General features: G+C 52.3%; 21 protein-coding genes. 16 read left to right on the top strand and 5 right to left on the bottom strand.

The window, feature by feature from the left end:
* Window positions 1–41: 41 nt before the first annotated feature.
* The 5 genes from NUV48_07640 (at window position 42) to NUV48_07620 (ending at window position 5,401) form a co-directional block, all read left to right on the top strand.
* Window positions 42–971 (top strand): TRAP transporter large permease subunit, encoded by a 930-nt coding sequence (locus NUV48_07640; protein ID MCR4442013.1) that lies wholly within the window; start codon window positions 42–44, stop codon window positions 969–971.
* Window positions 972–1,094: 123 nt separating this feature from the next.
* Entirely contained in the window at window positions 1,095–1,892 is a 798-nt protein-coding gene (locus NUV48_07635) for a DUF169 domain-containing protein (GenBank protein MCR4442012.1), read from the top strand.
* A gap of 171 nt (window positions 1,893–2,063) precedes the next feature.
* Entirely contained in the window at window positions 2,064–2,417 is a 354-nt protein-coding gene (locus NUV48_07630) for a metalloregulator ArsR/SmtB family transcription factor (protein MCR4442011.1), read from the top strand.
* A 30-nt stretch (window positions 2,418–2,447) separates the two neighbouring features.
* Window positions 2,448–4,418, top strand: coding sequence for a heavy metal translocating P-type ATPase (locus tag NUV48_07625; protein MCR4442010.1), 1,971 nt, complete (start codon window positions 2,448–2,450; stop codon window positions 4,416–4,418).
* A gap of 32 nt (window positions 4,419–4,450) precedes the next feature.
* Window positions 4,451–5,401, top strand: coding sequence for a D-2-hydroxyacid dehydrogenase (locus NUV48_07620; protein ID MCR4442009.1), 951 nt, complete (start codon window positions 4,451–4,453; stop codon window positions 5,399–5,401).
* Here the strand turns inward: NUV48_07620 and hisC are convergent.
* Together hisC and NUV48_07610 are read right to left on the bottom strand one after the other, a co-directional pair.
* A complete protein-coding gene (gene hisC, locus NUV48_07615) occupies window positions 5,395–6,462 on the bottom strand; it encodes a histidinol-phosphate transaminase (protein ID MCR4442008.1) in 1,068 nt (355 codons plus the stop codon). The two genes, NUV48_07620 and hisC, sit on opposite strands and share 7 nt — an antisense overlap.
* A 183-nt stretch (window positions 6,463–6,645) precedes the next feature.
* Entirely contained in the window at window positions 6,646–6,978 is a 333-nt protein-coding gene (locus tag NUV48_07610; protein MCR4442007.1) for a hypothetical protein, read from the bottom strand.
* A 165-nt stretch (window positions 6,979–7,143) separates the two neighbouring features.
* Here NUV48_07610 and NUV48_07605 point away from each other — a divergent pair, with 165 nt between their 5' ends.
* Both NUV48_07605 and tsaA read left to right on the top strand, forming a co-directional pair.
* A complete protein-coding gene (locus NUV48_07605) occupies window positions 7,144–7,344 on the top strand; it encodes a cation transporter (GenBank protein ID MCR4442006.1) in 201 nt (66 codons plus the stop codon).
* Window positions 7,345–7,399: 55 nt separating this feature from the next.
* Entirely contained in the window at window positions 7,400–8,194 is a 795-nt protein-coding gene (tsaA, locus tag NUV48_07600; protein MCR4442005.1) for a tRNA (N6-threonylcarbamoyladenosine(37)-N6)-methyltransferase TrmO, read from the top strand.
* Window positions 8,195–8,230: 36 nt separating this feature from the next.
* Here tsaA and NUV48_07595 read toward each other — a convergent pair whose 3' ends face one another.
* Window positions 8,231–8,578, bottom strand: a complete 348-nt coding sequence (locus tag NUV48_07595; protein MCR4442004.1) for a metalloregulator ArsR/SmtB family transcription factor — start codon at window positions 8,576–8,578, stop codon at window positions 8,231–8,233.
* Window positions 8,579–8,794: 216 nt separating this feature from the next.
* Here NUV48_07595 and NUV48_07590 point away from each other — a divergent pair, with 216 nt between their 5' ends.
* From NUV48_07590 to NUV48_07565, 6 genes are all read left to right on the top strand, one after another.
* Complete coding sequence (locus NUV48_07590) at window positions 8,795–9,274, top strand: permease (GenBank protein ID MCR4442003.1); 480 nt, start codon at window positions 8,795–8,797, stop codon at window positions 9,272–9,274.
* Entirely contained in the window at window positions 9,271–9,798 is a 528-nt protein-coding gene (locus NUV48_07585; GenBank protein ID MCR4442002.1) for a permease, read from the top strand. Before NUV48_07590 ends, NUV48_07585 begins: the two co-directional genes overlap by 4 nt.
* A gap of 129 nt (window positions 9,799–9,927) precedes the next feature.
* Complete coding sequence (locus NUV48_07580) at window positions 9,928–10,257, top strand: nucleotidyltransferase domain-containing protein (GenBank protein MCR4442001.1); 330 nt, start codon at window positions 9,928–9,930, stop codon at window positions 10,255–10,257.
* Window positions 10,247–10,435: a HEPN domain-containing protein gene (locus NUV48_07575; protein ID MCR4442000.1), complete on the top strand. Its 189-nt coding sequence runs from the start codon at window positions 10,247–10,249 to the stop codon at window positions 10,433–10,435. Before NUV48_07580 ends, NUV48_07575 begins: the two co-directional genes overlap by 11 nt.
* A 401-nt stretch (window positions 10,436–10,836) precedes the next feature.
* Window positions 10,837–11,094, top strand: a complete 258-nt coding sequence (locus tag NUV48_07570) for a thioredoxin family protein (protein MCR4441999.1) — start codon at window positions 10,837–10,839, stop codon at window positions 11,092–11,094.
* Window positions 11,095–11,157: 63 nt separating this feature from the next.
* Window positions 11,158–12,324 (top strand): permease, encoded by a 1,167-nt coding sequence (locus NUV48_07565; protein MCR4441998.1) that lies wholly within the window; start codon window positions 11,158–11,160, stop codon window positions 12,322–12,324.
* A 99-nt stretch (window positions 12,325–12,423) separates the two neighbouring features.
* On the opposite strand, the gene arsB is transcribed toward NUV48_07565, so the two are convergent.
* Window positions 12,424–13,479, bottom strand: coding sequence for an ACR3 family arsenite efflux transporter (gene arsB / locus NUV48_07560; protein ID MCR4441997.1), 1,056 nt, complete (start codon window positions 13,477–13,479; stop codon window positions 12,424–12,426).
* A gap of 237 nt (window positions 13,480–13,716) precedes the next feature.
* On the opposite strand from arsB, the gene NUV48_07555 reads away from it, so the two are divergent.
* Both NUV48_07555 and arsM read left to right on the top strand, forming a co-directional pair.
* Window positions 13,717–14,160: a MarR family transcriptional regulator gene (locus NUV48_07555; protein MCR4441996.1), complete on the top strand. Its 444-nt coding sequence runs from the start codon at window positions 13,717–13,719 to the stop codon at window positions 14,158–14,160.
* 19 nt (window positions 14,161–14,179) lie between these two features.
* Entirely contained in the window at window positions 14,180–15,457 is a 1,278-nt protein-coding gene (arsM, locus tag NUV48_07550; protein ID MCR4441995.1) for an arsenite methyltransferase, read from the top strand.
* Here arsM and NUV48_07545 read toward each other — a convergent pair.
* Entirely contained in the window at window positions 15,404–16,207 is an 804-nt protein-coding gene (locus NUV48_07545; GenBank protein ID MCR4441994.1) for a polysaccharide deacetylase family protein, read from the bottom strand. The genes arsM and NUV48_07545 overlap by 54 nt on opposite strands.
* 240 nt (window positions 16,208–16,447) lie before the next feature.
* Here NUV48_07545 and NUV48_07540 point away from each other — a divergent pair, with 240 nt between their 5' ends.
* On the top strand, window positions 16,448–17,644 hold the full coding sequence (locus NUV48_07540) for an alanine--glyoxylate aminotransferase family protein (GenBank protein MCR4441993.1): 1,197 nt from the start codon (window positions 16,448–16,450) through the stop codon (window positions 17,642–17,644).
* The last annotated feature ends 1 nt before the right edge of the window (window position 17,645 follow it).

The following is a 17,645-nucleotide window of genomic DNA, read 5'->3' as shown; positions in this document are numbered from 1 at the left end:
TATGCTTGATTTGCGATTAGAAAATCATAAAAATAGCTTACATCGCAAAAAGCTCTTACGACAAACCTCTTGCCACGGGAGCTATTTGTGCTGGGGGAACATTGGGAATACTGATACCTCCCAGTGTAATGATTTTGGTATATGGCCCCATGGCTGGTGTTTCTGTCGGTAAACTCTTGATGGGGGCCTTTATCCCGGGTATAATACTGGCCTTAATGTATATTGTATATGTGCTGATTATCTGTTATCTAAAACCGGAAAAAGGTCCAGGGATATCGGATGAGGATGAAATTATTCCTTTAAAACGGAAACTGAAACTTTTTGCAGTTTCCGTTTTACCGGTAGGCACGCTGATACTTGCTGTTTTAGGTTCTATTTTCTTCGGTTTAACAGCACCAACAGAAGCGGCTGCTTTAGGGTGCTTTGGCTCTCTGCTGCTGTCACTGTTATATCGGTCGCTTACCCTGGAAAAGCTGAAGGGAATTATTTATCAAACAGTAAAGGTCTCCAGTATGGTATTTCTTGTGGTTGTGGGAGCTAAGATTTATACTAGCGTGTTTATGCGCTTGGGTTGTTCTCGCGTGGTCGAGAATCTAATAATGGCACTTCCCGTTCCCGATTGGGGAGTTTTATTGTTGATGTTCCTGATTGTATTCATCATGGGGGCATTTATTGACTGGATAGGAATTCTAATGATTGTTGTGCCACTCTTTACACCTATTGCGGCAAATCTTGGAGTAGACGCTATCTGGTTTGCGATGATGATAATAATTGTCATGCAGACTTCTTTTTTGACCCCTCCTTTTGCTTACTCTATTTTCTATCTGAAAGGAATTGCTCCACCAGAAGTAACAACATGGGATATCTATCGGGGTGTTTTTCCGTTTATTTTAATTCAGCTTTTAGGGGTTATCCTTTTTTATAACTTTCCACAAATAATACTCTTCCTTCCAAATATGATGGTCAAATAGCCAGTTATTACGAAACCTGGAAAAGAAAAAACAAACCAAATAACAATAAATGGAAGGCCGTTTTCTGATGAAGCAGTATCGGAAACTGCCTTCCTAAATTATAACAGGAAAGAGGGGTAAAAAATGAGTGAGATTCAAGAGAAAAATATGTTAATAAACCAAAAAATAGAGTATCATATTCGACCATTAACGTTTCCTGTAGGAATTAAAATGGTTAAACCGGGTGAGAAAATAAATACGATTAAATACAGGAAATTGCCCGATAAGTATAATCTATGCCAGTTCATTACCTTGGCGCGTTATGATCGATGCCATCAGGATGTATATTATATAGAAAAAGAAGACATTATATGTTCTATGGCTTGGGTAATTATGGGATTTAAAGATTGGCCTCAACCTTTTACCGATGGAAGCCAGTTTTTAAACATCCATCATCAACGCCGTGAAGATAGTGCAGAATCTGTATCCTCTGTTCCCTGTATACCCAAGGGTTCAGTAAAAAGTTTTATCATCGGCCCTTTGGAGAAAATGGACGTTAAACCTGATATCATTTTTTGGGGGGTTATACCTGGACAACTAAACAGGGTCTCGGAAGGGTACCAGTGGTTTAATCCCGGAGGATTAAATATCAGATTTTCCGGAATATGCGGAATCTGTGGCTGGACGGTAGCGAAAGCTTATGTAGATAAAACTGTAGCTGTAGGTATTCCCTGTCAAGGAGCAAGAAGATTTGGTAATTATCAGGATATTGAATTGGCCATTGCTATATCATCGGAAGTTCTTGATAACTTCCTGGACGGCTTGGAAAAAACATTTGCTACCGGGCACTCTTATCCCATAGGCATCGGCGTTTATCCTAATCCCCCTCATGCACCCCATTACCGAATTATTGAATGGCCGAATAAAATTGAAAAAGTATAATAACATTGCATATTGCCAATTAGACATCCCTTGGTGGCAGACAATTTGCTGTAAACTTGGCATTAATTACTAAATGTTTTTAATGAAGCAAACGTATTTACATATTCGTAGAAAAACGCTAATATAATCGTAGAAACATATGAATATGTATTCATATTAAGGAGATGCCGTATGCCCAAAGAAGTATGCGAGGACAGGCACCTTAATCACCACAGGGTGCAGGCGGTTAAGGAAAACAGCCTGAAGCCGGACGAGGTGTCGGGGGTGTCCGAGATCTTTAAGGCGATGGGCGATGCAACCCGCATAAGAATCCTCCATGCTCTCGCCCAGGGAGAGTTGTGCGTCTGCGACCTGGAAGAAGCGCTGGGAATGTCGCAGCCGGCGGTTTCCCACCAGTTGAGGGTTTTGCGAAACCTGCGGCTTGTCAAGAACAGGAAGGAAGGGAAGAAGGTCTATTATTCCCTGGATGATGAACACATCATAAACCTGTTTTCCCAGGGACTGGCTCATGTCAGGCATCAATAGCGCGGGCAGCGGGCAAAGGGGATGAAACACATGCCGCATATTCAGGCCGGGATTGCCGGGAAAGGACCGGCGGGGAGCGACGCCTCTTCAAGAGGATCCGTAGCGGGAACAAAGGAAAAAACGGAAGAAATGGAGAGCCTGGAAACAGCCGCTTCTGGAAGGGAAGAGCGGAGGACCAGGCTGGCGCGGCTGGCTGCCGGGGTGTTTCTTTGCCTGGCAGCCTTGTTAATGAAGCCGGGAATTTCGGTTGAACTGCTCCTGTACCTTTTGAGCTATCTACTGATCGGGGGAGAGGTGATCCTGAAGGCCCTCGAAAACATCCGGCGAGGGCGGGTGTTTGACGAAAACTTCCTGATGACGACGGCGACCGTCGGGGCCTTTGCCATCGGCGAGTTTTCCGAAGCGGTGGCGGTGATGCTGTTCTACCAGGTGGGCGAGAGTTTCCAGGAGGCGGCGGTTGACCGCTCGCGCCGCTCGATCCGGGAACTGCTGAAAATCAGGCCGGATTACGCAAACCTCAAACAGGGAGATGCGGTTTTAACCGTATCTCCAAATGAGGTGAGAGCGGGCGAGGTCATACTCGTAAAGCCCGGCGAACGGGTGCCGCTTGATGGCGTCGTGCTGGACGGTTCCTCCTTTGTCGACACTTCCGCGCTGACCGGCGAGGCGGTGCCGCGGGGAGTGAAGCCCGGGGACGAGGTGCTGGCCGGGTTTGTTAACACCACCGGCCTGATAAGCCTGGAGGTGACAAGAGAATACGGCCAATCCACGGCGGCACGGATACTGGAGCTGGTTCAAAACGCCGCCGGCCAAAAGGCGCCGGCGGAGAAATTCTTTACCAGGTTTTCCAGGTATTACACGCCGGCGGTGGTAGGCTGCGCCGCCGCTCTGGCCCTTGTCCCGCCCTTGGCTGCTGGAGGCGGCTATTCGGATTGGCTGTACCGCGCCCTTGTTTTTTTGGTCGTCTCTTGCCCGTGCGCCCTGGTGATTTCCATTCCCCTGAGCTTTTTCGGCGGCATTGGAGGCGCTTCCAGGAACGGTATCCTGGTAAAAGGAGGGAATTTCCTGGAGGCGCTCAGCAGCGTTGACACTGTGGTCTTTGACAAGACGGGCACGCTGACCAAGGGGGTCTTTCGCGTCGCTTCGGTCAGGCCAAAGGACGGTCTCAGCCGGGAAGAGTTTCTGGAGGAGGCGGCTTTGGCCGAATATTATTCCAACCACCCGATCGCCAGGTCAATTGAGGAATACTACGGAGGCACGGTCGATAAGGAAAGGATCGAGAGCTTTGAAGAAGTAGCGGGGGGCGGAGTTAAGGCGACAGCGGGCGGGAAAACCATCCTGGCGGGGAACCGCCGGTTGATGGAGAATGCCGGCATTGAAATCCGGAGCGAAGAAGAGGACGGGACCACGGTTTATCTTGCCGTTGACGGGAAATTATGGGGGTCCGTCCTCATTGTCGACGAGCTGAAAGAGGACAGCCGTGACGCAGTCCAGGGGCTGAAAAGCCTGGGAGTAAAACGGGTGTGCCTGTTGAGCGGCGACAGGCGGGATGCCGCTGCCCAGGTCGCCAGGGAGCTGGGGCTTGACGAAGCGTGCGGCGAGCTGCTCCCGCATGAAAAAGTCGAAAGAATGGAGCGGCTGTGCCAAACCAAAGGCAAAGGCAGCCTTGTTTTTGTGGGCGACGGGCTAAATGACGCCCCGGTGCTGGCCAGAGCCGATGTAGGCGTGGCAATGGGCGGGCTGGGAGCCGATGCCGCCATCGAGGCTGCCGATGTGGTGTTGATGACGGGCGAGCCGTCCAGGCTTGTGACCGCGATGAGGATTGCCCGTAAAACGAAAAAAATCGTGTGGCAGAACATTTTCCTGGCGCTGGGGGTTAAAGGGGCGGTGCTGCTGTTGAGCGCCTGCGGGTTCGCCACCATGTGGGGAGCGGTGTTCGCCGACACGGGCGTAGCCCTGGCAGCGGTGCTGAACGCCTTGCGGTCCCTGAAAACAGCATAACGACCAAAAACGACAGATTATGGGAGGTCAACATGAAGAAAGCCGTGATCAATTATTTTTGCCAGCCGGCAGGACCCCTCAATGAACTAGCCAAAGAGTTCCCGGAGGTCAGTTTCGAGGTGTGCACGAGCGAGGAGAACTTGACGGCAGTCCTGGCCGGGGCTGAGATCCTGATTACAACCCCCTGCACGGTGGAGATGCTGCAGGCGGCTCCCGGCTTGAAGTGGATACAGTCGCTGTTTGCAGGCATCGATTCGTACCCGTTGAAAGAGATTGAAAGAAGGGGGATAATACTCACCTGCGGCCGGAGCATCGCCACCATCCACATAGCCGAGTACGTGATTTGCGCCTTGATTATGCTCGCCCGGAATTTTCCGTTATTTGCCAAAAACCAAGGCATAAAAAAATGGGACCGTTCTATTGACCAGGACGAGATAAACGGCACCACCCTGGGCATCCTGGGGTTGGGGGCGATCGGCCGGGAAGTGGCCAAAAGGGCGGCCGGGATGGGAATGAAGGTCGTCGCCGTGAAAAGGAACCCTGAAGAAACGGGTTTCGTAGACGAATTGTATACCCCGGAAAAGATGAGCGAGGTGTTCAAAAAAAGCGATTATGTGGTGAACCTCCTGCCATACACGCCGGAGAACGAGAAGCTGATTGACAGGAGATATTTTGAGCTGATGAAGCCTACAGCGTCCTTTATCAATGTGGGACGGGGAAAGACAGTGAATGAACAGGACCTCATCGAGGCCCTGCGGACAAAAAAAATAAAAGGGATGGTCAGCGACGTCTTTTACGAGGAGCCGCTAGATCCTTCAAGCCCGCTGTGGGAGATGGAAAACGTGTTCATCACTCCCCATGTTGCCGGCAACAGCATAAAATACCTGGAAAAGTCGCTGGGAGTTCTCAGGCACAACCTGCGCGCCTACTTGAGAGGGAAAGGCGAATTGTTAAACGTGGTGGACTTTGAAAGAGGCTATTGAGGTTTTGAGACTGTTTCGGCGACGGCTGAAAGAAGGCTGTCCATGTCTTTGTCCGAACCGATGGAGATTCTAAGGAAATTGTCGATGCGCGGCCTGTTGAAATAGCGGACCAGGATTCCTTTTTCCTTAAGCAGGCGGTAAATTTTAGAGGCCCGGACGGTCCGGTGGCTGACAAACAGGAAATTGGCGCAGGAAGGAACGACTTCGAATCCGAGCGCAGCCAGGCGTTCGGCAGTTTTCCCCCTGGTGGCCATAACGGCGGCCCTGGTTTGTTCAAAATATTCCCGGTCCAGGAGGGCTTCTTTTGCTCCGGCCAGGGCCAGGCGGTCAAGGGTGTAGGAATTGAACGAGCCCTTGACGCGGTTGAGGCCGTCGATTAATTCCCGGTTTCCCAGGGCATAGCCTACACGCAGGCCGGCCAGCGAGTGGGATTTGGAGAAGGTGCTGGTGATCAGCAGGTTGGGGTATTTGTTGACGAATCTCGCGGCTGATTCCCCGCCGAAAGCGACATACGCCTCGTCTATTATTACCACGCTTTCCGGATTGCGCTCCAGGATAAGCTCCACCTTGTCCAGGGGGAGGAATTTTCCGGTGGGCGCGTTGGGATTGGGAAAGACAATCCCGCCGTTTTTTTGCAGGAAAGGTTCAACAGGCAGGGAAAAGTCCGCGGAAAGCGGCACGGTCCGGTGCTCAATCTTAAAGAGAGCCGCGTAAACAGGATAGAAGCTGTAGGTGATGTCGGGGAAAAGGATGGGGTGGCCGGGATCAAAAAAGGCCAGGAAAGAAAAAGCGAGCACCTCGTCGGAACCGTTGCCGACAAAAACCTGTTCCGGCGCGAGATTGAACGAGGAGGCCAGCGTTTCCCGGAGTTCCCGGCAATCCGGGTCGGGATAGAGCCGCAAGTCTTCCCCGGCGGCGCGCCTGATGGCTTCGAGCGCCCGGGGAGAAGGAGGGAAGGGGTTTTCGTTGGTGTTCAGTTTGATGTACCTTTTATCTTGCGGCTGCTCGCCGGGAATGTAGGGCTGGATGCTGCGCAGGAGCGGGTTCCAGTATTTGCTCAAACAAAATACCTCCCTACCGCCGTTTTAAGACAATGCCGATTGCGGGCGGTTTTTTGGATTTACAACAAAATAATAGACCCACCCAGAGGGGATGTCAATGATCAGCCGTGTACAGGATGGCAGGGGCCGGGCAGCAAATTAAAAACCCGCGGATTCTTAAATCTGCGGGTTTTTTCAACAGGATTACCGCTTGATTGTCTGCCCGTGGCAGTAAGGGCAGTAGCCATAACCCGTCCAGGGGAAATACCCCGGGCCGAAAGGAGAGCCGGGGCCGGGGCCGAAGGGCCCTGGGCCAAAACCGTAAGGGCCGTAATTGTAGCCGGGTTCATAGGGAACGAAACCGGGGCCGAATGAATAGGGGCTGATTGGCCCGTAGCCGGGTGCATAACCGTAGGGACAGCTGCCGTGCCCTGGGGCGTATCCGTAGCCCGGCCCGTAGCCAGACCCGGGTTCAGGAGGGCAAGCCGGTTTTTTGGCCGGCGTCAGTTCGGATTTAGGCGCCGCTGGTTCTGCCATCTATTGTTCCTCCCATCTCATATTGTTGAGTAGAAACAGGTGGCCGTTATTGCTTTAATATTTTATGAGCAAAGCCTGAAGGAGGTGACAGGTTCCCGGCGCATAACCGCTTGTTTTGAGGATAAAATACCTCCATGAGATTTCAATAATGATGGAGGCAAAAGGGTGGCTGGTGTTATACTGAGCATAGACGGGATGTCCTCCGACTATTGCAAGATTGCTGTGGAAAAAGCCCTGGGCGGGTTGGGAGTAGACGTGGATGTAAATCTGGCCGAAAAGACGGTGAGCATAGAATACGATCCCTCCAGGGTGGAACTGGGGCAAATCATCGGCGCGATTGAAGGACAAGGATACAGGGTGCTGTAAAATATAGAAATATAGATAAGATGATTTATATGGCAAAGGAGAAGGGGAGATGAGGATGGCAAGCATTGAGATTGAACCCGTGGGGATCGTGCGCTCCGCTTGCCGGGAGGTGGCGGAGGTCCCGGCGGGAGGCTGCAGGGCGTCCATTGAGATATTTTTGCCTTACCGGGAAGCCCTCACCGGGGTCCAGGAACACTCGCATTTTTGGGTCCTTTCCTGGTTTCACCGGGCTCGCCGGGACCTGCTGAAAACGGTGCCTTACCGTGTCAACAGGGACCTGCCGGAATACGGGGTTTTCGGGTTGAGGACGCCGGTCAGGCCGAATCCTGTTGGGCTTTCGCTCGTCAGGCTGACAGGGGTCGAAGGCAATGTCCTGCACGTCGAGGGGTTAGACGCCATTGACGGCACGCCGGTTATCGACCTTAAACCTTATTTTGAGCAGGATATTGTCTTTTCGCCAAAAACGCCGTACATCAAGCCCTTGGAAAAGAAAAAGCTCTGGGAGGCAAGAAAAAAGGAAGCCCTCAACCACCACCAGGAAGAGTGCAAGGACCTGCTGCTGGCCGTGAGGATGGCCCTGGCGGCCGAGGAAAGGTTCGGCCAACTAAACTGCCCGCAGCTTTTGGTCGAGGTTGTCGGGAGTCCCTGCCTGGGAGACGTCGTCCAGGGGCTTACCCGGGCCAGGCTTTCCAACCCTCCGCGGTTTAAGCACCAGCCTTCTTGTTCGGTTGCTTTCAGCGTTTGGACACGTGGAAATAACCGCCTGGTAATAAAGCAAGCGGCGGAAGTGGAAATGGAGAGAATCGAAGGCGCACCTGACCATGAGCTTTTTGAGATAACCGAGCGATAATGCCCGTAGAGTTTGCGGTATGCTGTGCGGAAAACCTCAGCAGTTTTGGGCATCGCTGTCCAGCGGACAGAGGATGGTCGGCTCGTGCTTTTCCGCAACCGGGTAATCCGGGGAAATCCCGGCCTGCAAGTCCTGCAGCAGGTTGCAGAACTCGCCCTTGTTGAGCGAATAAAACACCCATTTGCCCTCTTTTCGGTCGGAAATGATACCGGCCTGGCGCAGCGTTTTGAGGTGATGCGATACGGCTGGCTGGCTGAGACTCAGCCTGTCGATTATTTCGCACACGCACATTTCTTCCGCGGCGAGCATCTCCACAATTTTGAGACGCGTGGGTTCGGCGACCGCTTTCAGGCGCTCGGCGGCCCTTGAATACTTGTCGGCCATGTTAACCTCCTTAAAAGAGCAGAATTTTAAGATTCCATCCTGATTTTTTCGTTATTGTTATATTTATTATAACTCATATGGTTGTCTTCAAGCATATATAAAAGAATTTAAATTTATAAAAATTATCATATGCCAAATTATTGAAATGCCGGCCGGTATTGATTATAATTACAATTACGCGTAAAGCGAAAAACCGAAAGGCTGGTGACATATGAGATGTTTACCGCTTTTTTATATGCTGCCGCGGCCGTTTTTTTGGTCTGGTCTTACGCCAGGGACTCGAAGAAAACCAAAACGGCGTTGATCAAGGCGTGGAAGGCTTTTGCCAATATCCTGCCGGATTTTGCGGTCGTCTTGGCTCTTATCGGGATTATGCTGACTTACCTTTCGCCGGAGACGATCGCTGCCCTGATTGGCCAAGAGAGCGGTATCGCCGGAATGATCCTGTCGTCGCTGGTCGGGTCCGCCACCCTGATACCCGGGTTTGTGGCTTTTCCCCTGGCCGCGTCATTGCTCAAGCAGGGGGCCGGGGTGATGCAGATCGCCGTCTTTGTGTCCACCCTGATGATGGTGGGGCTCGTTACCGCTCCCTTGGAAACGAAATATTTCGGCCGCCGTGAAACCATGATCCGCAACTTTTACAGCTTCGTCTTTTCCTTTTTTGTTGCGGCGGTGATCGGGGTGGTCGTAGGATGAAGGCGGAATTGAAAAGGTATCGCTGGTTCTTTTTGCTCCTTGTTATTGATTTGTTGCTGGCCGCGTATAATCCGGACGAAGGCAGAACTGTTTTCAAGCACACCTCCGCCATCTTTCTTCAAATGTTGGGTGTTCTCCCTCCGATCTTCCTGATCCTCGGCCTGCTGGACACCTGGGTTCCGCGAGAGACCGTCATCCGGCACTTGGGCGAAGAGTCGGGGATAAAAGGGATCGGTTTGAGTTTTCTGCTCGGCGCGGCAGCCGCAGGGCCTCTTTATGCCGCTTTTCCGATTGCGGCACTGATGGCCCAAAAAGGGGTAAAGTACCGGAACATCATCATCTTTCTTGGGGCATGGTCCACCATGAAGATCCCCATGTTTCTTTTCGAGCTGACTTCGCTGGGCAGCCGGTTTGCCGTTACCCGCCTGCTCTTCAATGTTCCGGGGATCCTTCTCATGGCCTGGCTGGTGGACAGGGTGGTCGGGGAAGCGGAAAAAGAATCCTTTTACCGCAGGCACAGCTGAAGCTCAGGCAAGCATAATTCTCGGAATGTTAGATGTTCTAGAGTCTAGAGTATAAAAATATGGGGGGAAAATATAGTCAGATCATGATTATAGAACCAATAAATAGTATAATATAACCGGGTGGTGCATATGGAACAAATAACAAACTACATAGAATTGAACAGAGTTGTGGATGCTCTCCAGAAAAACCTCAGCCCGAAGAAAATATACCTGTTTGGTTCTTATGCTTATGGTCAACCAGATCAGGGAAGCGATATCGATCTTTGCATTATTACTGATGATAGCAGCAAAAGAAAGATAGAGGTTTTAAGACAGGCAAGGCGGGCTTTGGCATATATTGTTTCGCTGCCTGTAGACCTTTTAGTCTATAGAAATGAAGAATTTGAGGAACGGGCGCGTCTTTCAACTACTTTGGAGCACAAGATTATGAACGAAGGGATTATTATTTATGAACAATAGGGAAATCGCCAGGGAATGGTTTCTCTATGCCGCCCAAGACCTTCAATCGGCTGTTTACCTTCAGGGTATGAGGCCTGTTCCTGTGGAAATTATCTGCTATCACTGCCAGCAGAGCGCTGAAAAATATCTTAAAGGTTATATTGCATTAAACGGCGGAGAAATTAAAATAGACAGATGATACTTATATCAGTAGATTTAGCGGACCATGAAGCTTGTCTGACCACAGTGAAAGACTGTGGTTCTTATATTTTGGTGTAAAACCAAAAAAGTAATAATACAAGACCGCTTGGAGGTGCTCAGTTATCTTGTTCCATAATGTTCTTATGAACATAAATCGTCGATATCAGAAGCTAGATGGCAAAAATGATGCCTAATTTGAATAATATGCTTTCATTCATTCATTTTGCCTCCCTGAAAGTGTTTGCAATCCGCCGACCGATTAAGTAATATAATCATATAAAAATATATTTATATAAATCGAGGAGAGATGAAAAAATGGCGAAAAACTGGTACCCGGTTATTGACTATTCCTTTAAATAAAATCAGCATTTATTAAAATAAACTCATGGAGGTGCAATCGTGGATATTAAAATTGTCGGCACAGGGTGCGCAAAATGCAAAAAGCTCGAGGAAGTTGTCCGCGAAGCAGTGCAGGAATTAAACGTGGACGCTCAAATAGGAAAGATTTCCGACCTCAAAGAAATCGCCAAAACCAGCATCTTAATGACCCCCGGTCTGATTATCGACGGGAAAGTGAAACTTTCCGGGAAAGTGCCCTCCAAGGAAGAGACAACCAAGATCATCAAGGCGTCTCTTCCTTATAAACAGGTATTCTGAGGGACATTTTTAGGGAGTTCAAATAAAATTATTTAAATATGATTATTCAGAGGTAATATGAAAATGAAAGAATGGCAAAAATTCATGCTTTACCTGGGGGTTTTTCTGGTCGCCTACCTGATGCCCTTCAATAACTCTGCCGTGGCGGCGGCCACCCTGGAAGCGTTTAAAATGTTGAATGAGTACGCCCGGGAACATGTGCTTTTTTGTCTTGTTCCCGCTTTCTTTATCGCCGGCGCGATTGCCATCTTTGTCTCCCAAAATGCGGTCCTGAAGTATTTCGGCTCCGGGGCCAAGAAATGGCTTTCCTACTCGGTGGCGTCAGTCTCGGGAGCCGTGCTGGCAGTATGCTCCTGCACGGTTTTGCCTCTGTTTGCCGGGATATATACAAGGGGCGCCGGAATTGGTCCCGCTGTGGCCTTCCTTTATTCCGGCCCGGCTATTAACGTGCTGGCCATCATCCTCACCGCCCGGGTCCTGGGCTGGGAACTGGGTGTGGCGCGTGCAGTGGGAGCAGTGCTGTTCGCAGTAATAATCGGATTAATCATGGCCCTGCTTTACGGCAAGGAAGATGCCGGCAGGGAAGGTCTTGACCTTGGCGATAACGGGGGTGAAGAAAGAAGAAAGGGGTGGCAAAACCTTTTATACTTTGCCAATCTCGTTTTTATCCTGATTTTTGCCGCCTGGGCCAAACCCCAGTCTCAGGAAGGATTCTGGCACTTCGTCTATAAAATCCACTGGCCGATAACATTTGTCTTGCTGGCCATACTGGCTTATATCCTGATGCGCTGGTTCGACAAGGAAGAACTCACTCAATGGGTTGATTCTTCCTGGGATTTTGCCAAAAAGATTTTGCCTCTTCTCCTGGGCGGAGTACTGGTGGCCGGTTTTCTGATGGGACGCCCGGGCACTGATGGCGGAATCATTCCCTCAAGGTGGATTTCAGCCCTGGTAGGCGGCAATTCGTTGGGAGCCAACCTTATTGCCTCCGTCGTGGGAGCCTTCATGTATTTTGCCACCCTGACCGAAGTGCCCATTATCCAGGGTTTGATGGGAGCCGGCATGGGCAAAGGTCCGGTCCTGGCGCTGTTGTTGGCCGGCCCGGCTTTAAGCCTGCCCAACATGCTGGTCATCCGCAGCATTATGGGAACAAAGAAAACCGTGACTTATGTTCTCCTGGTTATTGTCATGGCCACCCTCACCGGGCTTGTTTTCGGCAACATGGTTTGAGACTGGCGGGCATTGGTTAACCCGGAAATCTGCGGTCTGCGCATAGATAGATATGCCCGGGAGCCGACGGCGGCCCCGGGCGTTTTGCTGTCATCAGGCTCACGGCAGTTCATGGCGGAAGTATTTGCGCCGGAAATACAGCGCCACGTTGACCAGGCTTATCAACACCGGCACCTCCACCAGCGGGCCGATCACGGTGGCGAAGGCCTGGGCCGAGTGGATGCCGAATACCGCCACCGCCACGGCGATGGCCAGCTCGAAATCGTTGCTGGCGGCAGTGAAAGCGATGGTGGTCGTCCTGGGATAATCTGCGCCGATCCACTTGCCGATAAAGAAGGTAACCAGCCACATGAACACAAAGTATAAGGTCAGGGGGATCACGACCCTGATGACGTCCAGGGGCAGCGTAATTATCACTTCACCCTTCAAGGAGAACATGACAAAAATAGTAAACAGCAGCGCGATCAGGGTTAAACGGCTGACGCGCGGTATATAGTTTTGCTCATACCAGTCCCGGCCCCTGGACTTGACCAGCACGGAACGGCTTATGTAGCCGGCCAGAAAGGGAATACCCAGGTAAATAAACACGCTCTTGGCGATTTCACCCATGGAAACATCGACTACCACGCTGGAAAGACCCAGCCAGGCCGGGATGACCGTTAAAAAGATATAGGCGTATATGGAATAGGTGAGCACCTGAAATATGGCGTTGAAGGCCACCAGACCAGCCACGTATTCCGGGTGGCCGCCGGCCAGGTCGTTCCACACCAGCACCATGGCGATGCAGCGGGCAAGCCCCACCAGGATAACGCCGGTCATTAGCTCTGGTTTGTCAGGCAACAGCAAAACAGCCAGGATAAACATCACCACGGGACCGACCACCCAGTTTTGAATCAATGACAGGGTGAGCAGCTTTTTGTCTTGAAAGACGGTCGGCAGCTCTTCGTAGCGCACTTTGGCCAGGGGAGGGTACATCATTAGAATAAGTCCTATCGCGATGGCCAAGTTGGTGGTTCCCACCTGGAATTTCCCCCAAAAATCGGCCATTTTGGGGAACGCATATCCCGCCCCAAGCCCTACGGCCATAGCCAGGAATATCCACAAGGTCAGATAGCGGTCCAAAAATGACAGCTTTTTAGCAACCTGTTCATTCATCGCTTAAACCTCCTCATTTATTTAACCTCCTACATAAAATGAACATGAAATCATGAATTTAAATATTTGGTTATAACTCTTATCTTCTTATTATAGGTGCTTTTTTAGCGAAAGGCAACAGGGCCTTGGAAATATTCAAGGAAATATTTAACATCCGGCAGCGAAATATTGGCCGCGAAAAAATAGTTGTAAAATACAACTGTTTTATATTACAATAATAAGCAGGAGGTGACGGGTGTGGAAGATGCGGGTTTGGCCGGCAGGTTGAGGGAGGCGATCCGGCTGCTGGTGAGAAGAACGGGAGTCCTGCAGAAAGCGGAAGCGTCCTGCTGCGGGATAACCCTTGCCCAGTGCCACGCGCTGATTGAGATCGGGAGGAGCGGGGAATTGTCGCTTAATGACCTGGCCGGCAGGTTGAACCTGGACAAAAGCACGGCGAGCAGGACGGTCGAGGGTCTGGCAAGCTGCGGCCTGGTCGAACGGGAGATAAACCCTGAGAACCGCCGCTCTGTCGCGATCAGGCTAACGGGGAAAGGCATGGCGTCCTGCCGGGCGATAGAAGAAAAGATGGACTCGTATTTTGGGAAGGTGCTTGGCGCCATACCGGCAGATAAAAGGCAGCAGGTCGTAGAGAGCCTGGAAATGCTTCTGAAGGTCCTGGAAGACGAGAAATGCTGTTAACAAAGGAGAGAATGAGAGTATGGAAATCGAAACGATCCGCGAAGCGGTGCGAAAAAGGTACGCCCGGGCGATCATGGACAAGAAGGGGTGCTGCGGCGGAGAAACGCAAGGAGGCTGCTGCGGGAACGGGGATAAGGCGGCAACCGGCCTCATAACCGGCGGGATTTACGGGCAGGGCGAAATTGAAGGACTGCCAGCCGGCCTGCTGGAGTCTTCGTTTGGCTGCGGCAACCCGGCGATGCTGGCTGACCTTCATCCCGGCGAGACCGTGCTGGACCTGGGCAGCGGCGCCGGGCTGGACGTGTTGCTGTCGGCCAGGCGCGTCGGGCCTTACGGCAAGGCGTACGGGCTGGACATGACCGGGGAAATGCTGAGAGAAGCCAAAAAAAACCAGGAAAAAGCAGGAATCAAGAATGTGGAGTTTTTGCAGGGATACATTGAAGAAATCCCGCTTCCCGACAATTCGGTCGATGTGGTGATTTCCAACTGCGTGATCAATCTGTCGGGCGACAAGGGCAAGGTGATCCGGGAAGCCTTCCGGGTCCTCAAGCCCGGCGGCAGGTTTGCCGTTTCGGACATTGTCCTCAAAAGGCCGCTGCCGCCCGAAGCGCTGCAGGACCTGGAGCGCTGGACCTCCTGCATTGCAGGCGCGCTCCTGGAGGATGAGTACAGAAAGCATCTTTTGGAGGCCGGTTTCAGGGATGTTGAAATCACGGTGACCAGGGAATATGATTTTGCCGGAAATTTGGCCGGGACGAATGCCGCGCGGTTTTACAAAGGCGACTGGAGCGAGCTGAGCGGAACCGTGGTCAGCGCGTTTGTCAAGGCGAAAAAACCAGCCATGGTCCTTTGCGCCGGCAGGGATTACCTGATCCGCCCGGCAAGCGGGGAAGACTTTGATGATGTGTGCAGCCTGCTGGCGGATGCCGGCCTCACAGCAGCGGGCATAGACAGGGAAAACATCTCGAATTACCTGGTCGGCGACATAACCGGCATCGCCGGCGTGATCGGGTTGGAGCGCGCCGGGGATGCGGCACTGCTTCGTTCGCTGGCCGTCCGGCCAGAATGGCGAAAAGCAGGTCTGGGCGCAGCTTTGGTGGAAGAAGCCCTGCGCAAGGCTAAAGAAGCGGGCTGCCGGGAAGTCTACCTGCTTACTGCCACGGCCGGCAGGTACATGGAAAGATGGGGCTTTGCCGGGACGACGCTTGCTGATGCTCCCACCAAGCTCCTGGAAGGATCGGCCCTAAGTACCGCCTGCCCGGCGACGAGCCTGTGCATGAAGCTGGTCCTGGACTGAATTGCCTGGTTTTTTGGCTCTGGACTCAACCAGTTCATCCAAGGTCACAGGCTTGTAGCCTTTCTCTAGCAAGCCCGGCAGGATCAGCTTCAACGCTTCCAGGGTATTGCTCCGGTCTCCGCCCTGGTCGTGCATAAGGATGATATCGCCGGGTCTTGCGTTTTGGAGGACCCTCTCGGAAATGGTCCTGGCGGAAATGTTTGACCAGTCTCGCGTGTCCTGCGACCAGGTCCAGATAACTACCTGGTAGTTTAAAGCTTCGGCAGCTGCCACGATTTTTTCGTCGTAATAACCGTCGGGGGGACGGAAAAAATGAGGCCTCGTGCCGCTCAAGTTGTAAATCAACTGATCGGCCCGGCGCAGGTCGTCGATCAAGGCTTCCAAAGAGAGTTTATCTACCCTGCTGTGGGTGTACATGTGGTTGCCGACGGTATGCCCTTCCCTGGCTTCTCTCACCAGGATTGCCGGGAACTTTTCCACCTGCCTGCCGACAACGAAAAACGTGGCCTTGACCCCGAATTGATTGAGCACGTCGAGGACCTGCGGCGTAAAGGTGGGGCTCGGCCCGTCGTCGAAGGTGAGCGCGATGAGCTTCTGGTCAACGGGAACTCTCCAGATGATTTTGCCTGTTGATTCCCAGCGCAGCCGGTCTTTGTAAACAGGGAGTATTCCCCGGTAAAGGACGAGATTCAACAGGATAAGCGCGAGCAAAAGCGAAAGCGACGTCGCTGTTCTGAGGCTCTTTTTCACAAGTCCACCCCCGCCGATATACTTTTGCGCATTCTTTTTATTATTATTTTGCTCAAAGGGTTTTTATGACGGGTAGGAAGTTGAAGAAGGTGTTTCCCCTTCAAAAGAGAATTAAATCATATGCTGGCATGCTGGCCGGTATGCGGCTGCGGGGAATTGAGAAGCGCCGCAATTGGGGAGAGCGTGCCTGGTTTCCGGTGTGTAGAAAATTGAACTCTTAAACCAAAAGGAGGAGAAAAAGTGAACGCCGAATTCGGACAGTTGAACCCAGGATTCCGCCTTTTACTGGGTCCGGGTCCCGTGGAAACCTCTTCGCGGGTCTTGCGGGCCATGTCCAGCAGCATGCTGGGCCACCTCGATCCCCAGTTCATGGAAGTAATGAATGAGACGATGGAACTGCTTCGATACGCTTTCCAGACCAGAAACGAGCTGACCCTGCCCATGTCGGGCACGGGGAGCGCCGGGATGGAGACGGTGATGGTCAACCTGGTGGAGCCTGGAGACAGGGTTGTCGTCTGCGTCAAGGGGGTCTTCGGGCAGAGGCTCCGCGACGTGGCCGGAAGGTGCGGGGCGGAAGTTGTCAGTGTGGAAGCGCCCTGGGGGTCGCCAATCGAACCGGAGCAGGTAAGAAAAGCCTTGAAAGATGCTGGCGACGCCAAGCTGGTAGCCATTGTCCACGCCGAAACTTCTACGGGGGTCCTGCAGCCGCTGGAGGAAATATCGCAAATAGCCAAAGAATACGGGGCGCTGCTGGTGGTGGATGCGGTTACTTCCCTGGGAGGCGTTGAACTGAAGGTTGACGAGTGGGGGATCGATGCCTGCTACAGCGGAACGCAAAAGGCGCTGAGCTGCCCGCCCGGCCTTTCGCCCGTGACACTTAATGAAACAGCCAGGAAGGTTTTGAACGGCAGGAAGAGCAGGGTGCAGAGCTGGTACCTGGATTTGTCCATGATCCAGAATTACTGGGGCCAAGAAAGGGTTTACCACCATACCGCTCCCATCAATATGATCTACGGGTTGCGGGAAGCCCTGCTGATTGTCAGGGAGGAAGGGCTTGAACCCAGGTTCGCCCGGCACAAGCTGAATTCCCGCGCCTTTATAAAAGGTGTTGAGGCCATGGGCCTGAAAATGATCGTCAAGGAGAGCTACAGGCTGCCCACGCTCAACACCGTGGCCGTCCCGGAAGGCGTCGATGACGCCGGGGTCAGGAGATTCCTGCTGGAGAAGTACGGCATCGAGATCGGCGGGGGCCTGGGCGTTTTCAAGGGCAAGGCCTGGAGGGTAGGACTGATGGGCGAGTCCTCGCAGCGGAGGAATGTGCTGCTTCTGCTGGTCGCCTTGGCCGACGCGATGTCCCGGCAAGGCTTGCGGGTAAGCGCGGGACCGGCGCTGGAAGCCGCGCTTGAAGTGTACAACAGCGGACAAGGGGAGGGTTGAT

The sequence above is a fragment of the Peptococcaceae bacterium genome (assembly GCA_024655825.1).
GTDB lineage: Bacteria > Bacillota > Peptococcia > DRI-13 > PHAD01 > JANLFJ01.
Note: the sequence above shows the minus strand (reverse complement) of the source record. Positions and strands in the feature narration are given on the sequence as shown.